This window comes from Fulvivirga imtechensis AK7 (genome assembly GCF_000331535.1).
In the GTDB taxonomy this organism is placed as follows: domain Bacteria; phylum Bacteroidota; class Bacteroidia; order Cytophagales; family Cyclobacteriaceae; genus Fulvivirga; species Fulvivirga imtechensis.
The window spans coordinates 23,557-44,030 of sequence record NZ_AMZN01000084.1 but is presented as its reverse complement, the minus strand read 5'-3'; the positions used below and the strand labels follow the sequence as shown (position 1 = coordinate 44,030).

19 protein-coding genes and 1 riboswitch are annotated in these 20,474 nt (G+C 41.4%); of the genes, 15 read left to right on the top strand and 4 right to left on the bottom strand.

The features are described 5' to 3' along the window. Positions 1-59: 59 nt before the first annotated feature. Entirely contained in the window at positions 60-1,172 is a 1,113-nt protein-coding gene (locus tag C900_RS22530) for a T9SS type A sorting domain-containing protein (RefSeq protein ID WP_040497334.1), read from the bottom strand. 371 nt (positions 1,173-1,543) lie between these two features. Here C900_RS22530 and C900_RS22525 point away from each other — a divergent pair, with 371 nt between their 5' ends. Beyond that, positions 1,544-2,587: a hypothetical protein gene (locus C900_RS22525; RefSeq protein WP_009582569.1), complete on the top strand. Its 1,044-nt coding sequence runs from the start codon at positions 1,544-1,546 to the stop codon at positions 2,585-2,587. A 24-nt stretch (positions 2,588-2,611) separates the two neighbouring features. Here C900_RS22525 and C900_RS22520 read toward each other — a convergent pair whose 3' ends face one another. Further along, entirely contained in the window at positions 2,612-3,109 is a 498-nt protein-coding gene (locus tag C900_RS22520; RefSeq protein ID WP_009582568.1) for a DUF6232 family protein, read from the bottom strand. A gap of 325 nt (positions 3,110-3,434) precedes the next feature. Here C900_RS22520 and C900_RS22515 point away from each other — a divergent pair, with 325 nt between their 5' ends. Next, positions 3,435-3,875, top strand: coding sequence for a hypothetical protein (locus tag C900_RS22515; protein ID WP_009582567.1), 441 nt, complete (start codon positions 3,435-3,437; stop codon positions 3,873-3,875). Positions 3,876-3,896: 21 nt separating this feature from the next. Then, positions 3,897-4,274 carry a fluoride efflux transporter CrcB gene (gene crcB / locus C900_RS22510; RefSeq protein WP_009582566.1) on the top strand — a complete coding sequence of 126 codons (378 nt, stop codon included), beginning with the start codon at positions 3,897-3,899 and terminating at the stop codon, positions 4,272-4,274. Positions 4,275-4,300: 26 nt separating this feature from the next. Here crcB and C900_RS22505 read toward each other — a convergent pair whose 3' ends face one another. Further along, entirely contained in the window at positions 4,301-4,936 is a 636-nt protein-coding gene (locus C900_RS22505) for a carboxypeptidase-like regulatory domain-containing protein (protein WP_009582565.1), read from the bottom strand. A gap of 212 nt (positions 4,937-5,148) precedes the next feature. Continuing rightward, the gene (locus tag C900_RS22500) at positions 5,149-6,198 is read right to left on the bottom strand and encodes a M42 family metallopeptidase (protein ID WP_040497333.1); all 1,050 of its coding nucleotides are present in this window, start codon (positions 6,196-6,198) and stop codon (positions 5,149-5,151) included. Between the two features lie 394 nt (positions 6,199-6,592). Next, positions 6,593-6,717, top strand: a riboswitch (SAM riboswitch). Between the two features lie 256 nt (positions 6,718-6,973). Between C900_RS22500 and C900_RS22495 the strand changes: the two genes are divergently transcribed. The 12 genes from C900_RS22495 (at position 6,974) to C900_RS22440 (ending at position 20,423) form a co-directional block, all read left to right on the top strand. Beyond that, positions 6,974-7,321, top strand: coding sequence for a 4Fe-4S binding protein (locus C900_RS22495; RefSeq protein WP_009582559.1), 348 nt, complete (start codon positions 6,974-6,976; stop codon positions 7,319-7,321). Between the two features lie 18 nt (positions 7,322-7,339). Then, complete coding sequence (locus tag C900_RS22490; protein WP_009582558.1) at positions 7,340-8,518, top strand: trans-sulfuration enzyme family protein; 1,179 nt, start codon at positions 7,340-7,342, stop codon at positions 8,516-8,518. Between the two features lie 158 nt (positions 8,519-8,676). Further along, positions 8,677-10,797, top strand: coding sequence for a HEPN domain-containing protein (locus C900_RS22485; protein ID WP_009582557.1), 2,121 nt, complete (start codon positions 8,677-8,679; stop codon positions 10,795-10,797). Then, on the top strand, positions 10,794-11,549 hold the full coding sequence (cobA, locus tag C900_RS22480; protein WP_009582556.1) for a uroporphyrinogen-III C-methyltransferase: 756 nt from the start codon (positions 10,794-10,796) through the stop codon (positions 11,547-11,549). Before C900_RS22485 ends, cobA begins: the two co-directional genes overlap by 4 nt. After that, positions 11,533-12,126: a precorrin-2 dehydrogenase/sirohydrochlorin ferrochelatase family protein gene (locus tag C900_RS22475; RefSeq protein ID WP_009582555.1), complete on the top strand. Its 594-nt coding sequence runs from the start codon at positions 11,533-11,535 to the stop codon at positions 12,124-12,126. The genes cobA and C900_RS22475 overlap by 17 nt, the downstream gene beginning before the upstream one ends. Next, positions 12,086-12,787 (top strand): phosphoadenylyl-sulfate reductase, encoded by a 702-nt coding sequence (locus tag C900_RS22470; protein WP_009582554.1) that lies wholly within the window; start codon positions 12,086-12,088, stop codon positions 12,785-12,787. The genes C900_RS22475 and C900_RS22470 overlap by 41 nt, the downstream gene beginning before the upstream one ends. Before the next feature lie 454 nt (positions 12,788-13,241). Beyond that, the gene (locus C900_RS22465) at positions 13,242-15,878 is read left to right on the top strand and encodes an ATP-binding protein (RefSeq protein ID WP_009582553.1); all 2,637 of its coding nucleotides are present in this window, start codon (positions 13,242-13,244) and stop codon (positions 15,876-15,878) included. Next, complete coding sequence (locus tag C900_RS22460; protein WP_009582552.1) at positions 15,878-16,339, top strand: response regulator; 462 nt, start codon at positions 15,878-15,880, stop codon at positions 16,337-16,339. The genes C900_RS22465 and C900_RS22460 overlap by 1 nt, the downstream gene beginning before the upstream one ends. Positions 16,340-16,396: 57 nt before the next feature. Further along, entirely contained in the window at positions 16,397-17,752 is a 1,356-nt protein-coding gene (locus tag C900_RS22455; RefSeq protein ID WP_009582551.1) for a sigma-54-dependent transcriptional regulator, read from the top strand. 508 nt (positions 17,753-18,260) lie between these two features. After that, on the top strand, positions 18,261-18,698 hold the full coding sequence (locus tag C900_RS22450; RefSeq protein WP_009582550.1) for a response regulator: 438 nt from the start codon (positions 18,261-18,263) through the stop codon (positions 18,696-18,698). A gap of 81 nt (positions 18,699-18,779) precedes the next feature. Then, the gene (locus C900_RS22445) at positions 18,780-19,670 is read left to right on the top strand and encodes a Cbp1 family collagen-binding glycoprotein adhesin (protein ID WP_009582549.1); all 891 of its coding nucleotides are present in this window, start codon (positions 18,780-18,782) and stop codon (positions 19,668-19,670) included. A 234-nt stretch (positions 19,671-19,904) separates the two neighbouring features. Beyond that, positions 19,905-20,423, top strand: a complete 519-nt coding sequence (locus C900_RS22440) for a nucleoid-structuring protein H-NS (RefSeq protein WP_245558472.1) — start codon at positions 19,905-19,907, stop codon at positions 20,421-20,423. Positions 20,424-20,474: the final 51 nt, after the last annotated feature.

Below are 20,474 nucleotides of genomic sequence, written 5' to 3'. Positions count from 1 at the left end.
AAGAGCCCGACTGATCTTCAGCCGGGCTCCAAGCGCTAAAAAGATATCTTAAATTTAAATTATTTGATCAGCAGGTTTTTAGACACAGCGTGTGACCTTGTCTTAAGATTTACGTAGTACATACCTTTAGGAAAAGAAGTTACATCAATTTGAGCTGCAGATGTAAACTCTCCGTTGAACTCTTCACTGTATACACTTACTCCGTTAATATCCATAATTTCAACCTTCACGGACCCTAATCTGCTGATGTCTATTTTAACCTGATCCACTGCAGGGTTAGGATATATATTTAATTGTACATCAGCTACAGAATTATTAACAATGGTGATCATACCTGAATACTCGAATTGGCCGTCATAATCTGTTTGCTTCACTCTATAGTAGCTGGTGCCACTATAAGCATTATTGTCGTCAATCTCGTAGTTATTTACTTTTTCGCTGGTGCCGGCTCCATTTACAGATGCCACTGTTTCAAAATTGACACCATCTTTAGAACGTTCCACTGTAAAGAAGTCATTGTTCAATTCGGAAGCGGTGGCCCATTTAATAACTACCTTATCGAAAGATGCTGTAGCTTTTACATAAAGGAACTCTACGGGCAGGGTGCCGCCACTCACTAAAGTGTATAACCCGGAATCGTTAGAAGAAAGTGCGGCTTCATCGCTATAGGTACCGGTTAAGCTGGAACCACCTGAGCCGGTTGCTGTACCATAAACGTAAAAGTCATTGGTATTATTACTGATACTAGAGCTTCCACTGGCATTAAGATCACCTTGTACTACTATTTTGCCATCATTCGTAGATACTGAACCTCCACTGGCTATGAAATTACCGGTTATAACCAAAACCCCGCCTGATTCTACAATCAAGGATGACTGTCCGCTAACTTCCACATTCCCATCCACCAGCAGGGTATCGTAAACAGTAAGCACCACATTGCTACCTAGCTTTATATTTCCTGATCTGGTTACTCGTCCGTAACTATTGATGTAAGTCACAGAACCGCCAATGTTGCTACCTGGCGTAACTGGCAATGATAAAGGAGACCTGTTCCATGTAGCAGCATCGTCCCAACTTCCAGTATAATTATCATTAGAAGTATAACCACTCTGTCCCATTACATAAGTACTTAAACTTATTAAAATTGCCGATATGTAGAGTAACTTTTTCATCTTTTCAGTGCTTTTGTTCGCTTACAAAGATGCACCCAATTTATATGCCACCTAGCAACATTATTCATAATCACTTGATTTTTAGTAATTTATGAACGAATCAGAAACAGCAGAATTAATAATTATTCCCTAAATGGGAAAAATGTATTTAATTTGATTCTCAAACAGGAAATATATTACGAAGTAATTTTTATTCATTTTTTGACAAAAAATACATCAAATACCTCAGTGCTGTTTATTTATTATCGCTGGTACTGTAGTAGGTATACTAACGCACTTTTATATATCGCTGATGCCGTTTTTAATATGAGGATACCCAAACAATTCTTTATTAAAGCTTATATTCACAAGCATAAAATCGAACAGCGGAGATGGCAATAATTGACAAAAAGAAGAACATCTACAGGATCAGTAAAAAACTAAGAGCTTATCTCATCGAAAATGATAGAGAAATAAAGCTTCCTATCACCTATCAGGACTTGCTGAGGTATGACAACTCCATACCGCTATTAGATAAAAACAATAAAGACACCCTGTGGGAATCCGTATTCTACCCTCAGGATGACATGAAGCACATCCATTATAGCTTAAAGAAGATATATGCCATACTCAAGGCTGATGGAGACTTGTCTGTAATGGAGCATTTATTTGTAGATCGTATTGACCTGTGTATCTATGGCAATACCCAGCCATTCAGGGTGCGTATTGTTAATCGTATTAATGATAATTTTGATTACTTCTACATAAAAAACGCTGATGCTTCCCGGATATACGGTCTTGAGCTGGAGCATCTGCTATCGCCAAACCGGATCAGCTATTTTGTTGACGACAATACTTTAATTGAAGAGCATATCATTGGCATTCCCGGAGATCAGTTTATGAAATATCACCTTCATGATAAAAACCTTAATAAAATACGGCTGGCAAAAGAATTTGTTAAATTCAATGAACGGTGTTTCGTGAGGCTTTTGGGTGATATGCACTCCAGTAATTTTGTAATTGATATCACTCCTGATTTTGAAGAAATAGATTACCGGATACGGGCTATAGATTTTGATCAGCAGTCGTATGAGGGCAGAAAGTCTATCTATCTCCCCCAGTACTTTAAGCAAAATAACCCCTTGATCAAGATCGGCCTTCAATGTATGACCCCGGAAACGGTGAAGCAATATCAAAAGGAAGAGCGTTCGTTAATAGCCACGCGTGTAAAGGCCAGCCGGGATAAAATTAAGCAATTGCTGGTGGCGATGTCAGAAGACAAAATATCTCCACAGGAAAATGTTGACCATCTAAAAAAAGAGCTGGCCACGCATTATAAGAACAAAGACTTCCTAAAATGCGGCTCTATGGGTGAAATATTAAAAAAAAGCCTGCAAACCGTTCTGGATCAAAAACCCTCGTATCACTTCCCTTAGTTGCAGGCTTTGTTTATGGCGGCCTTAGCTAATAACTACTTGTTCCCTGCTTGTTACCCTTTCCCTGCCGCTGTATCTTCCTTTGTCCGTATAGCGGTAGTAAGCCTTTTTCAATGAGGCTACCACCAACGCTGCGTACTCACGGCTTTTACTCACTATCGGCTGCTTCTCCCCTTCCGCAGTGCCTATTTCTACTGCATACTTATCACGTGCAGCGATCATCCAAATGATACCACCGAGAATCAGCGCTACACCCAACCCAATAGCTACCATATTAGTATCAATTACATAAATAGCCTCGGCAGCTTCGTAAGTCAAACGGTCAAAGATTTCAAGCGAACCGGCCAGAATAGCCAAAAAACCCAATACAAAAAGTATGACGCCGGGAGCCTTGCTCGCGGGCACTCTCGACAGATCCACATGCGTGATACCATCAAGATTATACTCTTTCTTCTCGGTGTAAAATTTATCCCTGGTAATTTTCACACCGTGTCCATCAGTATATATAACTTCTTCTCTCATGACTTTTATCTTTATCTCTAAATATTATTCATGACAAAACAAATGCCTGCCCTTGATCATTGCTATATATGCCGTCACAAGACTTTTATTACGCCTTGTGCGAGCAATTTATTCCACAAACGGATGGCTTTTTTTCTCCTTTTTGTTTCTTTGTGAAAACTAATTTATAATTACTGTCTTTAAGAAATGCCAATGTCAGCGTTACGCATGCCCGAAAAATGCTCTTCCCGACAACTGTACGGGACTCCGCTTTTTGGGACTTCATCTCGCTCTTTTGTGGGAACGTTTCTTAAAGCCACTAGAGTTTTCTTACAAGCACTTACTGATGATAATTGCCAAACCAAAGATCGGGACACTTTTTTCACTCGGGGTATTTATATTGGCCAGTCTGGCGGTAGCTACTATCACAGGCTACTATATGATCAATGCCAGTGAAATTACATGGTATCAATATGTGATCGTACTTGTGCTGTATCCGCTGGGCTTTGGCCTGGCTGCAAAAGTTATTTTCGGATACAAAATCGTAGAGGTCGGAAAAGAAAAAATAGATATCCGCTTTCCCACCCGGTTTACAAAAAGGGGGTATAAGTTGAGAGACATCGATTTCTGGAAGGAAACACAGGTAAAAGCAGCCACGGGCACTTACAAAGAAGTGGAGATTACTTTCATTGACAAAAAGCATCTATATTTATCATATCAGGAGCACACCGACTATTCCAAAGTGATACAATATCTAAAAAAGAAGTGTGCTAAAAAGATGAGGTAGAGACATCAAATTACAATAGCCATGATTAAAAATATATTACTCGTAGGGGTGGGTGGTTTTATGGGTAGTATTGCACGTTACCTGGTTTATTTGGTGGTTGGCAAAAGGCTGGTCTCCATTTTTCCCTGGGGCACCCTCATCGTCAATGTAGGCGGAAGCCTCATTCTTGGCATTTTCATGGGTATTATGATCAAAACGACTATGATTAACGACAATATAAGGTTACTCATAGCTGTGGGCTTCTGTGGTAGCTTTACTACTTTCTCTACTTTTGCTTATGAAAACATGTTCCTTTATCAACAAAAGGCCCTACCCACAGCGCTTGGTTATACCTTTGCCAGCCTGGTTATTGCAATAGCAGCGATCTTTGGTGGCTATTTTATTGGAAGATCTCTATGATTCCTACTCTCTGATAGCCAAAAACACTATCGATTTGGATCTTTTTTACCTTTAAACTTACCTTTACGAACATCGTCAATAAAATTAGACCACCTGATAGGATTCAGAAAATTATTGGGAGGGATCTCACCATGTAACTCGTAAAGCCTGTTGTACCGCATCTGATCATAATAATATTCATATTGCTCATTTTTATCCACAGAGCGCTTAATATCCCGCTGCACTTCAAATACCAGATCACTCATATTGCGTTGAGGTTTTGTGTCTAAGAAGGCCTTCTCGAAATTTTTTAAGCTCGGCCAGGGGAAAACAACCACCTCATTGAGCATTACAGCCTCCTTCCTCATCAATTGCAGCAGAGAATATTCGTCTCCCTCCAGTTTGAAGGGCATTACAAAAGCAGCATCGCTAAAGCCAATGGACGAAAACATCAATGTATCTCCCGGGTTGATAAAGATCGAAAAATATCCGCTGGCATCGGCAGAGGTACCATAATGTGTACCTGCTATGGCAATATTTACATACGGAACCACTACATGGTCGTCTGCATCTACCACAACACCCACCACTCTCACGGCCTTTGCCGGTGATTTCTGTTTCTGCGCAAAAGTAATGGTGACACAAACTATAAGTAGAATAGCAAAGAGGGAATATCGCTTCATACTATTATGTTATTTTGGAAAGTAGGGAGTCTCAAAAGTCAGTTCGCCATTCCAAACTTAATTTGGAACCTCTAAAAACAGGCCGGAACTTGTCCGGGGATTAAATCAGGATGACCTTTGAGACTGCCTGCAATTCCATGTTTTTATTTTTAACAATATTGAAGCCAAATGATCTTAAAAACTATGACTTTTGTTAGGTTGCCAAAAGATTCTTACCGGTGTTCCCAGTCGTATTGATCAAGGGACTCCAGGCAGGCCTTTAAAAGCTGGATGCTCCCCTCGATATCTTTCTTATGAGCCATCTCAATTACCTGATGCAAGTGCCTGGTTGGTATGGAAACAGCACCGGAAATGGCTCCTCTTTTACCCATGCGCTGTATTCCGGCAGTATCAGTACCTCCGGCAGTAAGTAATTCCGGCTGCCATTGGATACCGTACTGATCGGCTGTTTTTTTCATATAATCCACCATGCGGTAATCACAAATAGTCATAGCATCCATGATCTTAATAGCTGCCCCTTTACCCAACGAGGTTACTTTTTCGTGTGGCTGGGCGCCAGGCAGATCATAAGCTATGGTGGTATCCAGGCCAAAGCCAAAGTCAGGATCGATCGTGTGAGCCGCTACATTAGCCCCTCGTATTCCTACCTCTTCTTGCACGGTGAATACTCCATATATATCGTAAGGGCATTTTTTGAGTGTTCTCAAGGTTTCGATCAAAACGAAAACCGACACGCGGTTATCGATCGACTTACAGTTCACGCAGTCCCCCATTTCAATAAGTTCACGCTCCCGTGTTATGGGATCTCCTACACTTATCAGCTTATCGACTTCCTCTTTGGTCATGCCAAGATCGATATAGAAGTCCTGTATTTTGGGCATTTTGGTCTTTTCCTCTGCACTCATTACATGCACGGGCTTAGTACCCATCACCCCCATCACATCTTTTTTCCCGTGTACTATCACCCGCTGCGCTGTCAGTGTTTTAGGGTCAAACCCTCCTAACGTAGTAAACCGGAGAAAGCCGTTGTCATCCACGTGGGTAACAATGAAGCCAATTTCATCCATATGAGCGGCCACCATGGCTTTTTTATTACCAGAAACACCCTTTTTATAGGCAATAACGTTGCCCATATTGTCAATATCCACACTATCAACGAGCGGCTCCACTTCTTTAATAATCAAATTTCTTATTCTGCTTTCATAGCCCGGCACTCCAGGGGCCTCACATATTTTCTTTAGTAATTTTACATCCATCGACATATCTGCTAGTTAGTTTTTGTAAGAAAACTCCAGTGGCTTTAAGAAAACAAGGTCAAGTTCGCCTGCGCACCAAAGTGCTATGGCACATAGGTGCAAAGTGCCAAAAAGCGGAGTCCCGTATCGTTGTCGTACAACTGCCGGGAAGAGCATTTTTTGGAACGAGCATAACGCCTACATTGGCGTTTTTCTTATAGACACTAGTTAGATTTTCATTCATAAATTGCTTTATTCAATATTAGCCAAAAAGGAATAATAACACCTAAGGTTGGGGCAACATTCTATTGTATCAAATTGCAGCAATAAAACGTTTGCAGAAAATAAACCTCAACAAAAATTTGCAGAATTGATTTTTAAGGCTTTACATTTGTATTATCAATTACCCGTAAGTGTAGTTGATTTATAAAGAATGAGGTGAGAGACAGGCTCTGAGACCCTCTGGCAACCATCAGTCTAAGTGATATAGGTGCCAAATCCTGATCCCAAATGTTCGCCAGGTTGGCGGATGGGAGAATATAAATTGACTGAATAATGAAAGCATCTAACTTCTTACAATTCCGATCCAAAGACCCACAACAGGGTTTATTTTCTAATTTTATCGTCAAAGCCGCAGGTAAGCACATTTGTTGTTGCTGTTGTTGTACCTGGCAGGCCTAAGAAATCCATCTCATTTCCGGCCAAATTCCAATCAGGTGCATTAATACACACATGCACCGGGAGATTTAATATGTCTCCACCACAGCCGAACACATTTTTAAAAACAAAAACGAATTATCAAATGGCACTATTAATAACTGAAGAATGCATTAACTGCGGGGCTTGCGAGCCAGAATGCCCCAATACAGCTATCTACGAGGGTGGAGAAGAGTGGTCATGGAGCGATGGCACTGATCTTTCCGAAGTAGAACTTGAAGATGGCAGCACCATACCCGGAGATGAGAAACAGGAACCATATTCTGATGAGTTTTTCTACATCGTAGCTGGCAAGTGTACAGAATGTACAGGATTTCATGAGGAGCCGCAATGTGCCGCTGTATGTCCTGTAGACTGCTGTGTGCCTGATCCGGATTATGAGGAGTCAGAAGAAGAACTTTACAGCAAAAAAGAGTGGCTACATGCCTCATAAAAAAGCAAGAACTGATAAATGTCGAAATACAAACACTTTGAAACCAAGGCTATACGCAATCAAACGGAACGTTCTCCGTTTCGGGAGCATTCTGCGCCATTATATATGACCTCCAGCTTTACCTTTGATGATGCAGAGCAGGCACGTGCTTTATTTGCAGATGAGGAAGAGGGGAATATATACACGCGTTTTTCTAACCCGAACAATACGGAGTTCATAGATAAACTATGCGCATTAGAAGGTACGGATGATGGCATAGCCACTGCTTCAGGCATGGCTGCGATGTTTGCCAGCATGGTTGCCTTACTTCAAAGTGGAGATCATATTCTGGCATCAAGATCGGTATTTGGGTCCACGCACCAGTTGTTTACGCAGATATTCCCGAAATGGGGCATTCAGCATTCCTATGCAGATATCAACAACCCTGAAGAATGGGAAAGCAAGATACTGCCAAATACGAAAATGATCTTTGCAGAGACCCCTTCAAATCCTGCATTGGACATTATAGACCTGGAGTGGTTGGGGCAATTGGCAAACAACCATGGTCTAATTCTTAATATTGATAATTGCTTCGCCACTCCTTATCTACAACAGCCCGCTATATACGGAGCGCATATTGTTACCCATTCGGCAACCAAATTTATAGACGGGCAGGGCCGTACGATCGGAGGTGCTATACTGGGCGACAAAGAGTTGATCAAAGATATTCGTTTTTTTGCCAGACACACCGGACCTTCTCTTTCACCATTTAATGGCTGGCTGCTATCTAAAAGCCTTGAAACACTGGCCGTACGGATGGACAGACATTGCGAAAGCGCTCTGAAAATTGCTGAATACCTGGAAGGACATGAAGAATTGGAGCTTGTAAAGTACCCATTTTTAAAATCACACCCTCAGTATGAGCTGGCAAAGAAGCAGATGAAGCTTGGAGGGGGACTCGTAACTTTCATCGTGAAAGGGGGGATCGACCGGGGAAGAAGGTTTTTGGATAGTCTGCAAATGTTGTCACTGACGGCAAACCTGGGCGACTCAAGAACTATAGCCACACACCCGGCTTCTACTACACACTCTAAACTCACGGATGAGGAAAGGGCTGAAGTAGGGATTTTACCGGGGTTGGTACGTATTTCCGTAGGACTGGAAAATGTCAATGATATACTTGAAGATATTGAAAATGCACTGAACGCATCAAAATGAGGATTAACAACGATATCGCCATCTGGATGTGTTGCTTTTGTTGTCAACACATAAGGGATTAATGTATCCGTGAAGGAATAAACTTTAAAAAGGCCTCTTCCCGGATACCAACGAAGAGGCCTTTTTATTTGAACAAAAAAATTAAAACGCACAGTGATATGACCTTAGTATTAAACGAAAACATCTCAAAAGCAGCCCAAAAGGACATCCTGGAACTGCAAAAAAAGATATCACAATTCAAAAAAGGAGAGATACAAGAGGAGCGTTTCAAAGCTTTTCGCCTGGCAAGAGGAGTATACGGCCAGCGCCAATTGGGAGTACAAATGTTCCGAATTAAGCTACCCTATGGCAAGGTTACCGGTGAGCAGTTAACAAGGATCGCGGACGTTTCCGAAGAGTACACCAACGGCAACCTGCATACTACTACCCGGCAAAATATTCAGCTTCACTTTGTACACCTGGAGGATACTCCTGAGATGTGGGCTAAACTGGAAGAAAAAGGGATCACTACAAAAGAGGCATGCGGTAACACTGTAAGGAATATTACAGCCTCTCCATTGGCTGGTATAGATCCTGACGAGCCTTTTGACGTAGCCCCTTATGCTCATGCGGTATTTGAATATTTCCTGCGCAACCCTATCAATCAGGAAATGGGCCGTAAGATCAAGATCGCCTTTTCTTCGAGTGATAAAGATGCTGCATTCACATACATCCACGACTTTGGCTTTATTCCAAGAATAAAAGATGGCCAAAGGGGATTTAAAGTAGTGGTTGGCGGGGGGCTGGGCGCTCAGACGTTCATTGCTGAGACCGCCTATGAGTTCCTTTCCGAGGATAAGATCATTCCTTTTATTGAAACCGGGTTGAGAGTATTTGATCGCTACGGAGAACGGGAAAAAAGGCATAAAGCACGTATGAAATTCCTGGTAGAGGCTAAAAGGGGCCTGGGTTTGGAAAAATTCATGGAGCTGATAAGTATTGAACAAAAAGCCAATGCGCATCATTCCTTAAACATCGACACCGGTTCGGTCCCTGTTGAAATACCAAAAGAACAAAAAGCGCCTGAACCGGACATAAAAAATAAAGAAAAATACAAGGAATGGCTTCAAACAAATGTGCTGGAGCAAAAGCAAAAAGGTTTCTACGCCATAAAAATAAGACTCCCCCTTGGAAACATCCATGCCGGAACTGCCCGGGAGTTGGTTAACCTTACCAAGGGATACATTGCCGATGATATTCGGATCACGATAAGTCAGGGATTACTGCTTAAGTTTGCCCGTAAGGAAAACCTGCCCTACCTATTCTATGTACTTGACCACCTGGGCCTTGCAGAGCCTGGTTCTGAAAGTATTGTAGACATTACTGCCTGTCCGGGCACAGACACCTGTAATTTAGCTGTAACCAATAGTACGGGCATCGCGGAAGAGCTGGAGCGAATGATCAGCAGCGAATTTCACTCACTGATCACAGATTCCGATATACACATTAAAATAAGCGGATGTATGAACTCTTGCGGTCAGCATATGATCGCAAACATTGGCTTTCATGGCAGCTCTATAAAAAACGGATCAGCCGTAATACCTGCACTGCAGGTGGTACTTGGCGGTGGTGTAGATGAGTATGGGCGTGGCTTTATCGCTGACAAGGTGATCAAGTTACCAACTAAAAAGATCCCTGAAGCCGTAAGAATTTTGCTGAAAGACTACGAAGCGCATTCTGAAGAAGGAGAATATTTCAACTACTACTACCTGAGACAGGGCAAAATGTACTTCTACAACCTTTTAAAACCATTAGGAGACCTTACTGCCCTGGGTGGTGACGACTACCTGGACTGGGGAGAAACGGAAGCTTTTGTGCCTGAAATAGGTACGGGAGAATGTGCCGGGGTAAGCTATGATATGGTGGGTACCATTTTACAAGATGCCGAAGAACGCCTGCACTATGGAGGTGAAGCACTTGAAAACGGCTATTATGCAGACTCTATTTATCACAGCTATAGCACGTTTGTAATTACTGCCAAAGCGCTTTTGCTAAGTATCGATATACAGTGCAATACTCATATCGGCATTATCAAAGATTTCGCTAAGCACTTTGACGGAGGCTTAGGCCAGGATTTCGAAGCAAAAGTCCTTCAGATCAATCAGAACATTCCAGAGCCTGCTTTTGCTACAGATTACCTGGAGCAAGCCAGGGCATTCTTTCGGGAGGCTTTGGCGCTGCGGACAGTTCAGGCGCTGGAAAGCGAAAAAGAAGTTATTTCAAATTATTACAAAGCATGAGCAAGATCGGACAATTAACACTGGTAGGTGCAGGGCCCGGTGACCCTGACCTGATCACCATCAAAGGCGCAAATGCTATTGCCTCAGCAGAGGTGATACTTTATGACGCCCTGGTAAATAAAGAGCTTTTGAAATATGCCGTAAGCACCTGTACCAAAATATTTGTGGGTAAAAGAGCCGGGCAACACAGCGCCATACAAGAGGAGATCAACCAGCTTATCGTTGAGCATGCACTGAAAGGCAAGCATGTAGTAAGGCTAAAAGGTGGCGACCCCTTCATTTTTGCACGTGGCAAAGAGGAAATTGACTATGCAAAAAGTTTTGGTATCCCTACAGAAGCAATTATCGGTATCTCGAGCATTAACCTGCCCGGCTACTATGGTATACCTTTAACAACAAGAGGCATCAACCAGAGCTTTTGGGTGGTAACAGCCACTGACCTTAACGGAAAATTATCCGATGATGCCAAACTGGCCGCTCAGTCATCAGCTACGGTCGTATTTTTCATGGGATTAAGAAAACTCCGGGAAATCGTGGAGCTTTATCTGTTGCAAGATAAAGCCTCTACTCCCGTTGCAATTATCTCTCAGGGGTCTCTGCCTACAGGAAAGGTAGTACATGGCACCATAGAAACCATTCTGGACCAGAAAGAATACATACCAACTCCCGCACTTATTGTTGTGGGTGAATCAGTAGGTGAATATCTGAATGTTTACCAAACAATAAACATAAGTAATGGAAACCACCAATAAATTATTTCCGGTATTTCTCAAACTCAGCAAGCTGAACACTCTTATTGTGGGTGGTGGGAATGTAGCGCTGGAAAAGTTAAATGCCCTGCTGAAAAATGATCCAGGGGCGCTGGTAACATTGGTAGGGACACAGATATCAGCAGGCATAAGAGAGATAGCAGCCGGTGTACCCAACGTACGGTTAATTGAACGTCCTTTTCAAACAGATGACCTGAAACCGGAAGTACGGATTGTCATTTTAGCAACAGCAGACAGGGCTGTTAACGAGATCATTTACAACCAGGCGAGTGAGAGGGGTATTCTCACCAATGTGGCAGATACCCCCGACCTATGTGATTTTTACCTGGGGTCTACAGTAACGAAAGGGCACGTAAAAATTGGTATTTCCACCAATGGCCAGTCGCCCACCTTTGCAAAAAGATTTAGAGAGTTGCTGGAAAGCATACTGCCAGACGAAACAAATGAGCTGGTTGAAAACCTCAATAAGATCCGGAGGCAGTTAAAAGTTTCTTTTTCAGAAAAAGTAAAAATATTAAATGCGCACACAAGAGAATTGGTTTCGGGAGATAACGACTGATCAAAATTTTGATATCAGTGAGGCAAATGAGCAATTTGGGTCACTGTCGCCCAAAGAGCGATTGGAAAATATCTTTCAAAACTTCAAACCGGAAGAGATCCTTATCACCTCCTCGTTCGGAGGCTCATCGGTAGTGTTGCTACATATGCTGTCTCAGGTTAAGCCCGGGCATCCCATCCACTTCATCAACACGTCTTTCCATTTTAAAGAAACACTTGAGTATCGCGACCAGCTTACCAGGCAACTGAACCTTAATGTTGTAGATATCAGTGCAAAACCAAACAAAAATCGCTTCACCCACGAAAACAAAACCTGGAAATACAACCAGGATCTATGCTGCTTTATCAACAAGGTAGCTCCACTTAGCGAAATTAAAAGTGGCTATAAAGTATGGATATCCGGACTCATGGCTTTTCAGAATGAAAACAGGAGAAATATAAAAATACTTGAGCCAAAGGGTAACCAGATAAAAGTTCATCCACTTATTGATATGTCGTCATCCGATGTTGATCTGTATCAACTGATATATGAGCTGCCTGCTCACCCGCTCACAAGTGAAGGGTACGCATCTATCGGATGCCACAATTGTACATCAAAAGGACGTGGTCGCAATGGCAGATGGTCTGGTACTGCCAAAACCGAGTGTGGCCTACACTCCTGATCTCTTCCGTCATCCACAGCTACTATCACCGGGGAAGAAAAGACTCACTGTGTATTTTCTTCCACATTATGACCATTATTCCTTCTTCATCTTCTTTTTGACTTGCTGGAACATTTATTGCGCTAATCTTCTTTATCAACAACTCAAGGTCATTTTCCTATAGCTTAACGTTTTCATTTTGAACACCTTCTATCAAATTGAAAAATTACAAGGAAATTTAAAGATCGTAAAATGCAAAATTTACGTTGTATTACATGATGGAATACATGTTGTAGTAATTAGTGGTTGTAAGAAAACTCTAAGTGGCTTTAAGAAACGTTAAGGTCAAGGCTTGTAAAGTGCCAAAAAGCGGAGCGTACTGGGGTACGTGAGCATTTTTGGGACGAGCATAACGCAGACATTGGCGTTTTCTTAGAGACACTAATTATATATTTATCAACCTTTATAACTGAATATGAAAGGTAAAATTATTTTAACCTTTGTTTTTGCCCTCCTCGCGCTGGCCCTTATCGGATTTATCGGTCAGATGACTTTGACTCAACTGATAGTTTCTATTAAAGAAGAGTCTCAGCCCAATCAAAAATTGACCGTACTGAAAGATATCCTTACTGACCTGTCTGATGCTGAAAGCAGCGTAAGGACCTATACCATTACCCGTGAATCGGAAAATCTCACACCTTTTTATGAATCTATCACCACGATCGATAATAAGATGACCAGGCTCTATGATCTGGTAAAGAACAGAGAGCAACTGGTAATGATTGACTCTATGGAGAGGCTTATAGAACAGAAATACGGCACTCTGAAAGAGCTTATTGATATTAAAAAGGATCATGATACAGAAGAGCTTTTCGAACGTGTATTGGAGAATATTGCCAAATTAAGACAGAAAGACTCGATCCCCGAGCCAATTGCTTACCGCTCAAACCGCCCCTCGGAATCTATATATGACAGAATACAAAAAGTTGAGATCCCCAAGCCGGAAAGAGAAGAAAAGAAATTATCGATCTTTCAACGCATTTTCGGCAAAAACCACGACAATGATCAAAGCAGCACTGATGATCCGACTGAAGACAAACCCGCCGATCTGGCGGAAGAACTATCCGGTGAAGATCTGCCTCATGAGCATATACAGGAGTCTCAGCCCGACTCGGCATTAGCTAAAAATGCTTCAAAAACTCCCATACTCTCCAATAATGACCTCAGCTCAAGGGACATTGGCCGTATGATCACTAAAATAGGACAGGAGCGCACACAAAACATCAAAGCAGTAAAAGAACAAGAGTTGGCGCTTACCGTCAGAGATAATGCGCTGATGCAGAAAATTCAAAAAGTGGCTAATGAGATTGAAGCAAAAGAAAAAAGTATCTCTCTTAGTAGGGCCGAATCAGCCGAAAAGGCCACAGACAGGGCTATTGACCTAATCACCATCACTTTAATTGCCGCGTTGGTTTTCTTTGCCGTACTACTATTCATTATTTTCAATGATATATCCAGAAATCAAAAAAATAAGGAGAAGCTGAGAAAGGCCAAGGAGAAGGCAGAAAAGCTTGCAAAGGTAAAGGAAGAATTCCTTTCCAATATGAGCCACGAGATCAGGACCCCTCTCAACTCCATTATAGGGTATACCGAGCAATTAGAGGGCACTCCCCTGCTCCAGGAGCAAAAGAAATACCTCAGCAGCATCCATCATTCGGGCAATCACCTGCTGAGGATCATTAATGATATACTGGATTATGCCAAGCTGGAGTCGGGCAAACTCTCCCTCGAATCCATTGGCTTCTCTGCCGGCCAAAATATTGATGAGGTGATAGAGTCTTTTGAAAATCATTTTAAAAAGAAACACCTGGAGATAAGGTATGAGATAAGCGACAGCGTACCAGAAGTCGTTATTGGCGACCCCGTTCGTTTCAAGCAGATACTGATCAACCTGATCGGTAACTCGATCAAATTTACTTCTAAAGGAGCAATCGAAGTTAAGCTGGAAGCAAAGGAAACAGATAAAGATGTAGCAAGGCTAGCACTGACAGTAGCCGACACAGGCATAGGGATCCCCCCTGCAAAAGTCAATTCGATCTTTAATGACTTCGCCCAGGTAGACTCCAGTACAACACGTAAATATGGCGGTACAGGACTGGGGTTATCTATAGTTAAAAAAATAGTCGAAATGCATGATGGTACCATTTCCGTAGAAAGCGAGGAAGGAAAAGGTACCGCCTTCCTGATTGAGCTTAGCTACAAAATCGGCAGCAAGGAAGACCTGAAAGAAGTGCAAAAGGCTTTGCCGATACAGTACGATCTGCTTTCGGGCAAAAAGATCATGGCCGTGGATGATCAGGAATATAACCTTGAATTGATCAATGTCATTTTCAATAAGTGGAAAATAGACGGGACTACTTTCACCTCGGCACATGAAGCAATAAAAGCCTTCGAAAGCGAGCCATACGACCTCATACTTATGGACGTGCAAATGCCGGAAATGAGCGGCCTGGAAGCTACTGAAAAGATCCGCAGTATCGAAAAGAAAGCCGGTAAAAGGATACCAGTCATTGCACTTACCGCTGCAGCATCCAGGGAGGAAGCCGATCAATGCCTGAAAGCGGGCATGGATGGGTATGTATTAAAGCCCTTTACACAAATTGAACTATACTCCAAGCTCATCGAAATGCTGGTACCTGACCACAGGACTGTACTGCAGCATGCCACTGCCGCTCCAATAGAAGATAAATTGAATCTCGATGACCTTCAAAAACTATCCAATGGCGATGCCGGATTTGTTATTAATATGCTAAAAATATTCCTCAAAAACTTTGATGTCGACCTATCAAATATTTACCAGGGATTACATACCAGGAACTGGTATACCCTACGATTAAAATCCCATAAGATGATCCCACCGTGTCGTCATCTGGGATTAATGTCATTAGTGATACTTTTAAAAGAAATAGAAAAAGAATCACAGGATGGAAAAGATCTCACTAAAGTAGAAGAACTTTTACAACGAGTTTCAGACACTTACAATGAGGTCAAGCCTGAAATACAAACGCAGATAACCCGGCTCGAAAAGAATTTACCTAAATCTGTTGCGTAATGGAAGCAGTAAAAAAACAACCCGATACTCTAAAGTTGGAAATAGTAAAGGAAGAGAAAAAATTAAAGTTTTTCGTGGTAGATGATGACGAATACTTTAACAATATCGTTAAATCGTACATCAAAAGGATAGGAGAAGAGATAAATATACAGGTCGAGACTCGCTGTTTCCTCAATGGCAATGATTGCATAAGAAAAATAACAACAAACCCTGATTTTGTAATTCTCGATTTTTACCTGGATGAAAACAATGACATCACTCTCACAGGCTATGATGTGTTAGAGAAGATCAAAAAATACAATTCGGACATCCGTGTGATCATTATTTCGCAAATGCACGAATGGGAAAACTTTGAAGAGGAGTTTATGAAATTTGGAGCCTCCGGATTTCTTAAAAAGGATGACGAGCTTTATGATAATCTAAAAAAAATGATCACAGACTCAGATATAGACCTGCTGTGAATTTTTAACCTGTAATAATAAAGTCTAATTTTATGGTCGAAACCAATCATAGTGTTAATGGCGAAATTTTCCATTTTCGTAGTCGAGGATGACGAGTGGTATCGGGAACTGCTCACTTACAATTTATCTCTTAATCCTGATTATGAGATCAGAAAATTTGACAACGCCAAGTCTTTCCTCGATGAGTTAGACCAAAATCCGGATGTTGTTACTCTCGACTACCGCTTACCCGACATGGAGGGTGAGGAGGTACTTCGAAAAATAAAAGATTATAATCCGGCCATTGAGGTGATCATCATCTCCGAACAAGAAAAAATAGAGACCGCTGTTAACCTCCTCAACCTGGGGGCATACGATTATATCGTAAAATCGCGCGATATCAGAGATAAGCTACTTAACACCGTTAGCAACATCCGAAAGCAGTCGCACCTAAAGGAAAAGGTGGCTACGCTGCAAAAGGAAGTACAGAAAAAGTACAGTTTCGAAAACAGTATAATAGGAAGCAGTGACAGCATTAAGAAAGTATTTTCCCTTTTGGAAAAAGCTATCGGCAACAATATCAGCGTTATCATAACAGGTGAGACCGGTACGGGCAAGGAGCTGGCAGCAAAGGCTATCCACTATAACTCAACCAGAAAAAACTATCCTTTTGTACCTGTTAATGTGGCGGCCATACCAAAAGACCTGATTGAAAGTGAGCTTTTTGGCCACGAAAAAGGGGCTTTTACCGGGGCCAACTACAGAAGAATAGGCAAATTTGAAGAAGCGGATAAAGGCACTTTATTTCTTGATGAAATAGGTGAAATGGACCTGACACTACAAGCCAAATTGCTACGTGCGCTTCAGGAAAAAGAGGTGACAAGAATCGGAAGCAATAAAACCATCAAAACGGACTGCCGCATCATTGTAGCCACCAATAAAAATCTACTTCAAGAGGTAAAAGCAGGGAAATTCAGAGAAGATCTATACTACCGGCTCTTTGGACTCACAGTAGATATGCCTCCTTTGCGCAATCGTAATAAGGATATTATCATCCTTGCAAAGTATTTCATTACCAGCTTTTGTCAGGAAAATAAGCAAGAGCCACCCGTGCTGAGCAATAAAGCACAGAAGAAGCTGCTGAACTACAGCTTTCCCGGCAATGTCCGTGAACTAAAGTCCATTGTCGAGTTGGCAACGGTGATGTCCAACAATGGAGAGATCACAGAAGATGATATCAACTTCAGTAACAATGAAGAGTTGTACGATCCCCCGTTATCAGGAATGACTTTAAGGGAGCATACAACACGAATAATCAAGCTATACCTAAAAAAGCACGAAAATAACATTAAAGATGCTGCCAAGGAATTGGATATCGGATACTCTACCATATACAGGGTATTAAAAAATGAAAAAATTGATGATGACGATTAAAGGTAATCGTTGCGGGCCTACTTAATTTGAAGAAAGGGCTATAAAGATTTTCCCCCTCTGGGGCCCTCTGGGGACTCGTTTGCTCTTAAGTTAACGTGAGTTCGATATAGTAGAACCTCTTAAATAGTATTCGCATATAAAACAGACTAAAAAACTTCTTTTTAAGGTCATTCTGCCTGTCCCGAACTTGCCTTAACTTACCTCGGGGAGGCATGAAGAATCTTACTAAGTTCAGGGTACTATTCACAACTTAGCCAATCAACACCATCTGAATGACTTTGCTTAACATTATCCTGAGTTTAACCGCCTGACGCCTATCCTCTAGCGATCATCAAGCCACTACCGAGAAAAATCGCAGATCATCTTTTCATTTTCACAAAAGTTGTCAAAATGAAAAAAATTCCAGACCTGTCAATCTTGTTAAGATTCTGAATTTCAGATACTTAATAAAATGGCTCAAGTTTTGGCATATAGCACCTGTCAGATTAGACATGCTAAAGCCAACTAAATGAACCTGTTAAATAATATAAAGATAGTAATAGCCGAAGATGATCAGTTTTATGCTGAATCACTTAAAAAACATATAAAAAATAACCTGGTCAACGGAGATTCAAATCTTTCTTTTGATATCAGGCACTATAGCTCTGCTAAGGAATGTCTGAACAATATCGAGAAGGGAACTGATATCATGTTGTTGGATTACTATCTGGAGGATAGTTCAGGACAAATGCCCTATTCGGGTACTGAATTGCTCAAGATTATTAACAGCTTCTGTGAAGATTGTAAAGTGATCATTATCTCCGGCCAAAAAGACCAGGACATTGCGATACAGCTTTTTCAGATAGGTATTTACGAATACATAGTAAAGGACGAAGATACAATGGTACGGTTATCCGCCACCTTAAGAAGAGCGATCAGAGATAAAATTTTAGACCACTACATATAAAAGGGAAATGGCGCAGCCCTTTTGTACTGCGCCAATTAAAATGAATAATTAAAAACAATAATTGTTAAAACGATGAGAACTATGAAGAAGTATATAGTAGTATTATTATTAGCCCCGGTTTTTGTGGCTTGTAATCAAAAGAAGGTAGATGAGCTCACAGCACAAAACCAGGAGTTGTCTACCCAGAAACAGGAATTGAGCACTGAGTTAGAGGCTTATATGAAGACCTTTAATGACATTGAAAACAATCTGAAAGAGATCAAGCAAAGGGAAGAGCAGATTAGTGTAAGCACCGGTGACAACGTACAAGCACCAGCCAATGCCAAAGAAGCTATTGTCAGAGATATTCAGGCAATCAATACGTTGATGGCCGAAAACAGACAAAAAATGGAAGAGCTCCAGTCTAAGCTCAACACAGACAGTAAAGAGTTTAAGCGTTTGGTGGCTAACCTAAACAGAAGGCTGCAGGAAAAAGACGGGGAGCTGGTGGCTCTAAAAGAAGACCTGGAAAGACTGAATGTGGAAAGAGAGCAACTGACAAAAAATGTAGAAACACTGACCTATACAGTTGATACATTATCCAACGCGTACACCAGCAACACAGAAACCATAGCCAGTCAAAGTGAAAAAATTGCCAACCAAATAGAAGCGCTCAACACCGCTTACGTGGCAATAGGTACATATAAAGACCTGGAAGGTGAAAAAGTGGTGACTAAGGAAGGAGGTATTCTTGGAATTGGAAGAACTGAAAAGCTAAGAACCGACTTCAACGACAAAGCGTTCAGCAAAATTGATATTACAAAAGTCAATGACATACCTGTATACGCTAAGAAAATAGAGTTAGTAACTACTCACCCGGAGGATTCTTATGAATTGAAAAGAAATGAAGAAGATAAAGTTGAAAAGCTTGTGATCCTTGATCCTGACAAATTCTGGAATTCATCAAAATACCTGGTGGTAATGGTAAACTAAGCAACCACTATTATAAACCTGTAAACCAGGAAAACCAAAGAGGGTTCAAATGGGGCCCTCTTTTTTTTGAGAAACATGTGTACTATTTTCCACATTTCTCGTTTTAAACAAACAACAACCTGTACCGAAATCCGCCACTGCAATCTCTTAAGATACAGAGAAATAGTTGGCATATTATTTACTGTAAAAAGAAAAACAATCAACAAAAAAAAATCTTAAGATCTTATGTTAAAAATGAACAATTTATTCCGCTTATCCAGGATTATCATGCTAGCTTTGGTGGCGATAATGATGATCGGTGGAGCTGGCTGCAAAAGCAAAAAGAAAGCAGGTGACGTTTCTGATGCTGAAGCTGAAAAAGCCAGAATGGAACAAGAAGCCAAACTAAGAGCAGAGGAAGAAGAAAGAAGGAGAGCTGAAGAAGAAAGATTAGCCAGAGAAAAAGCGCGGGCCGAAGCGGAGGCGCCTGCACAAAAACTGGAAATGTATTTTGAAGCTATTGCCAACGCCAATAGCATCACCTCTGCCAATCAAAGTATTGATGAAGCGTTGACTATGTTTGCTTCACCTCAAACTCCCGTGCTTATCGTTATCAGTGAGTCGGGCGGACAAAAAGATTATGACCGTCCTACTACCATTAAGGAGTACCTCAACTATCTGAAAGACCAAAAGAAGAATATCAATACAATTGGTGATCTTCAGGTTGATTCCAGGGGAAAGATCACGGAGATAGAACTTGTTAAGCAGAAATAATTTTCATTCAGAAAGAGAAAAGTAATGTCAACTATGTATAAAAATAAACTT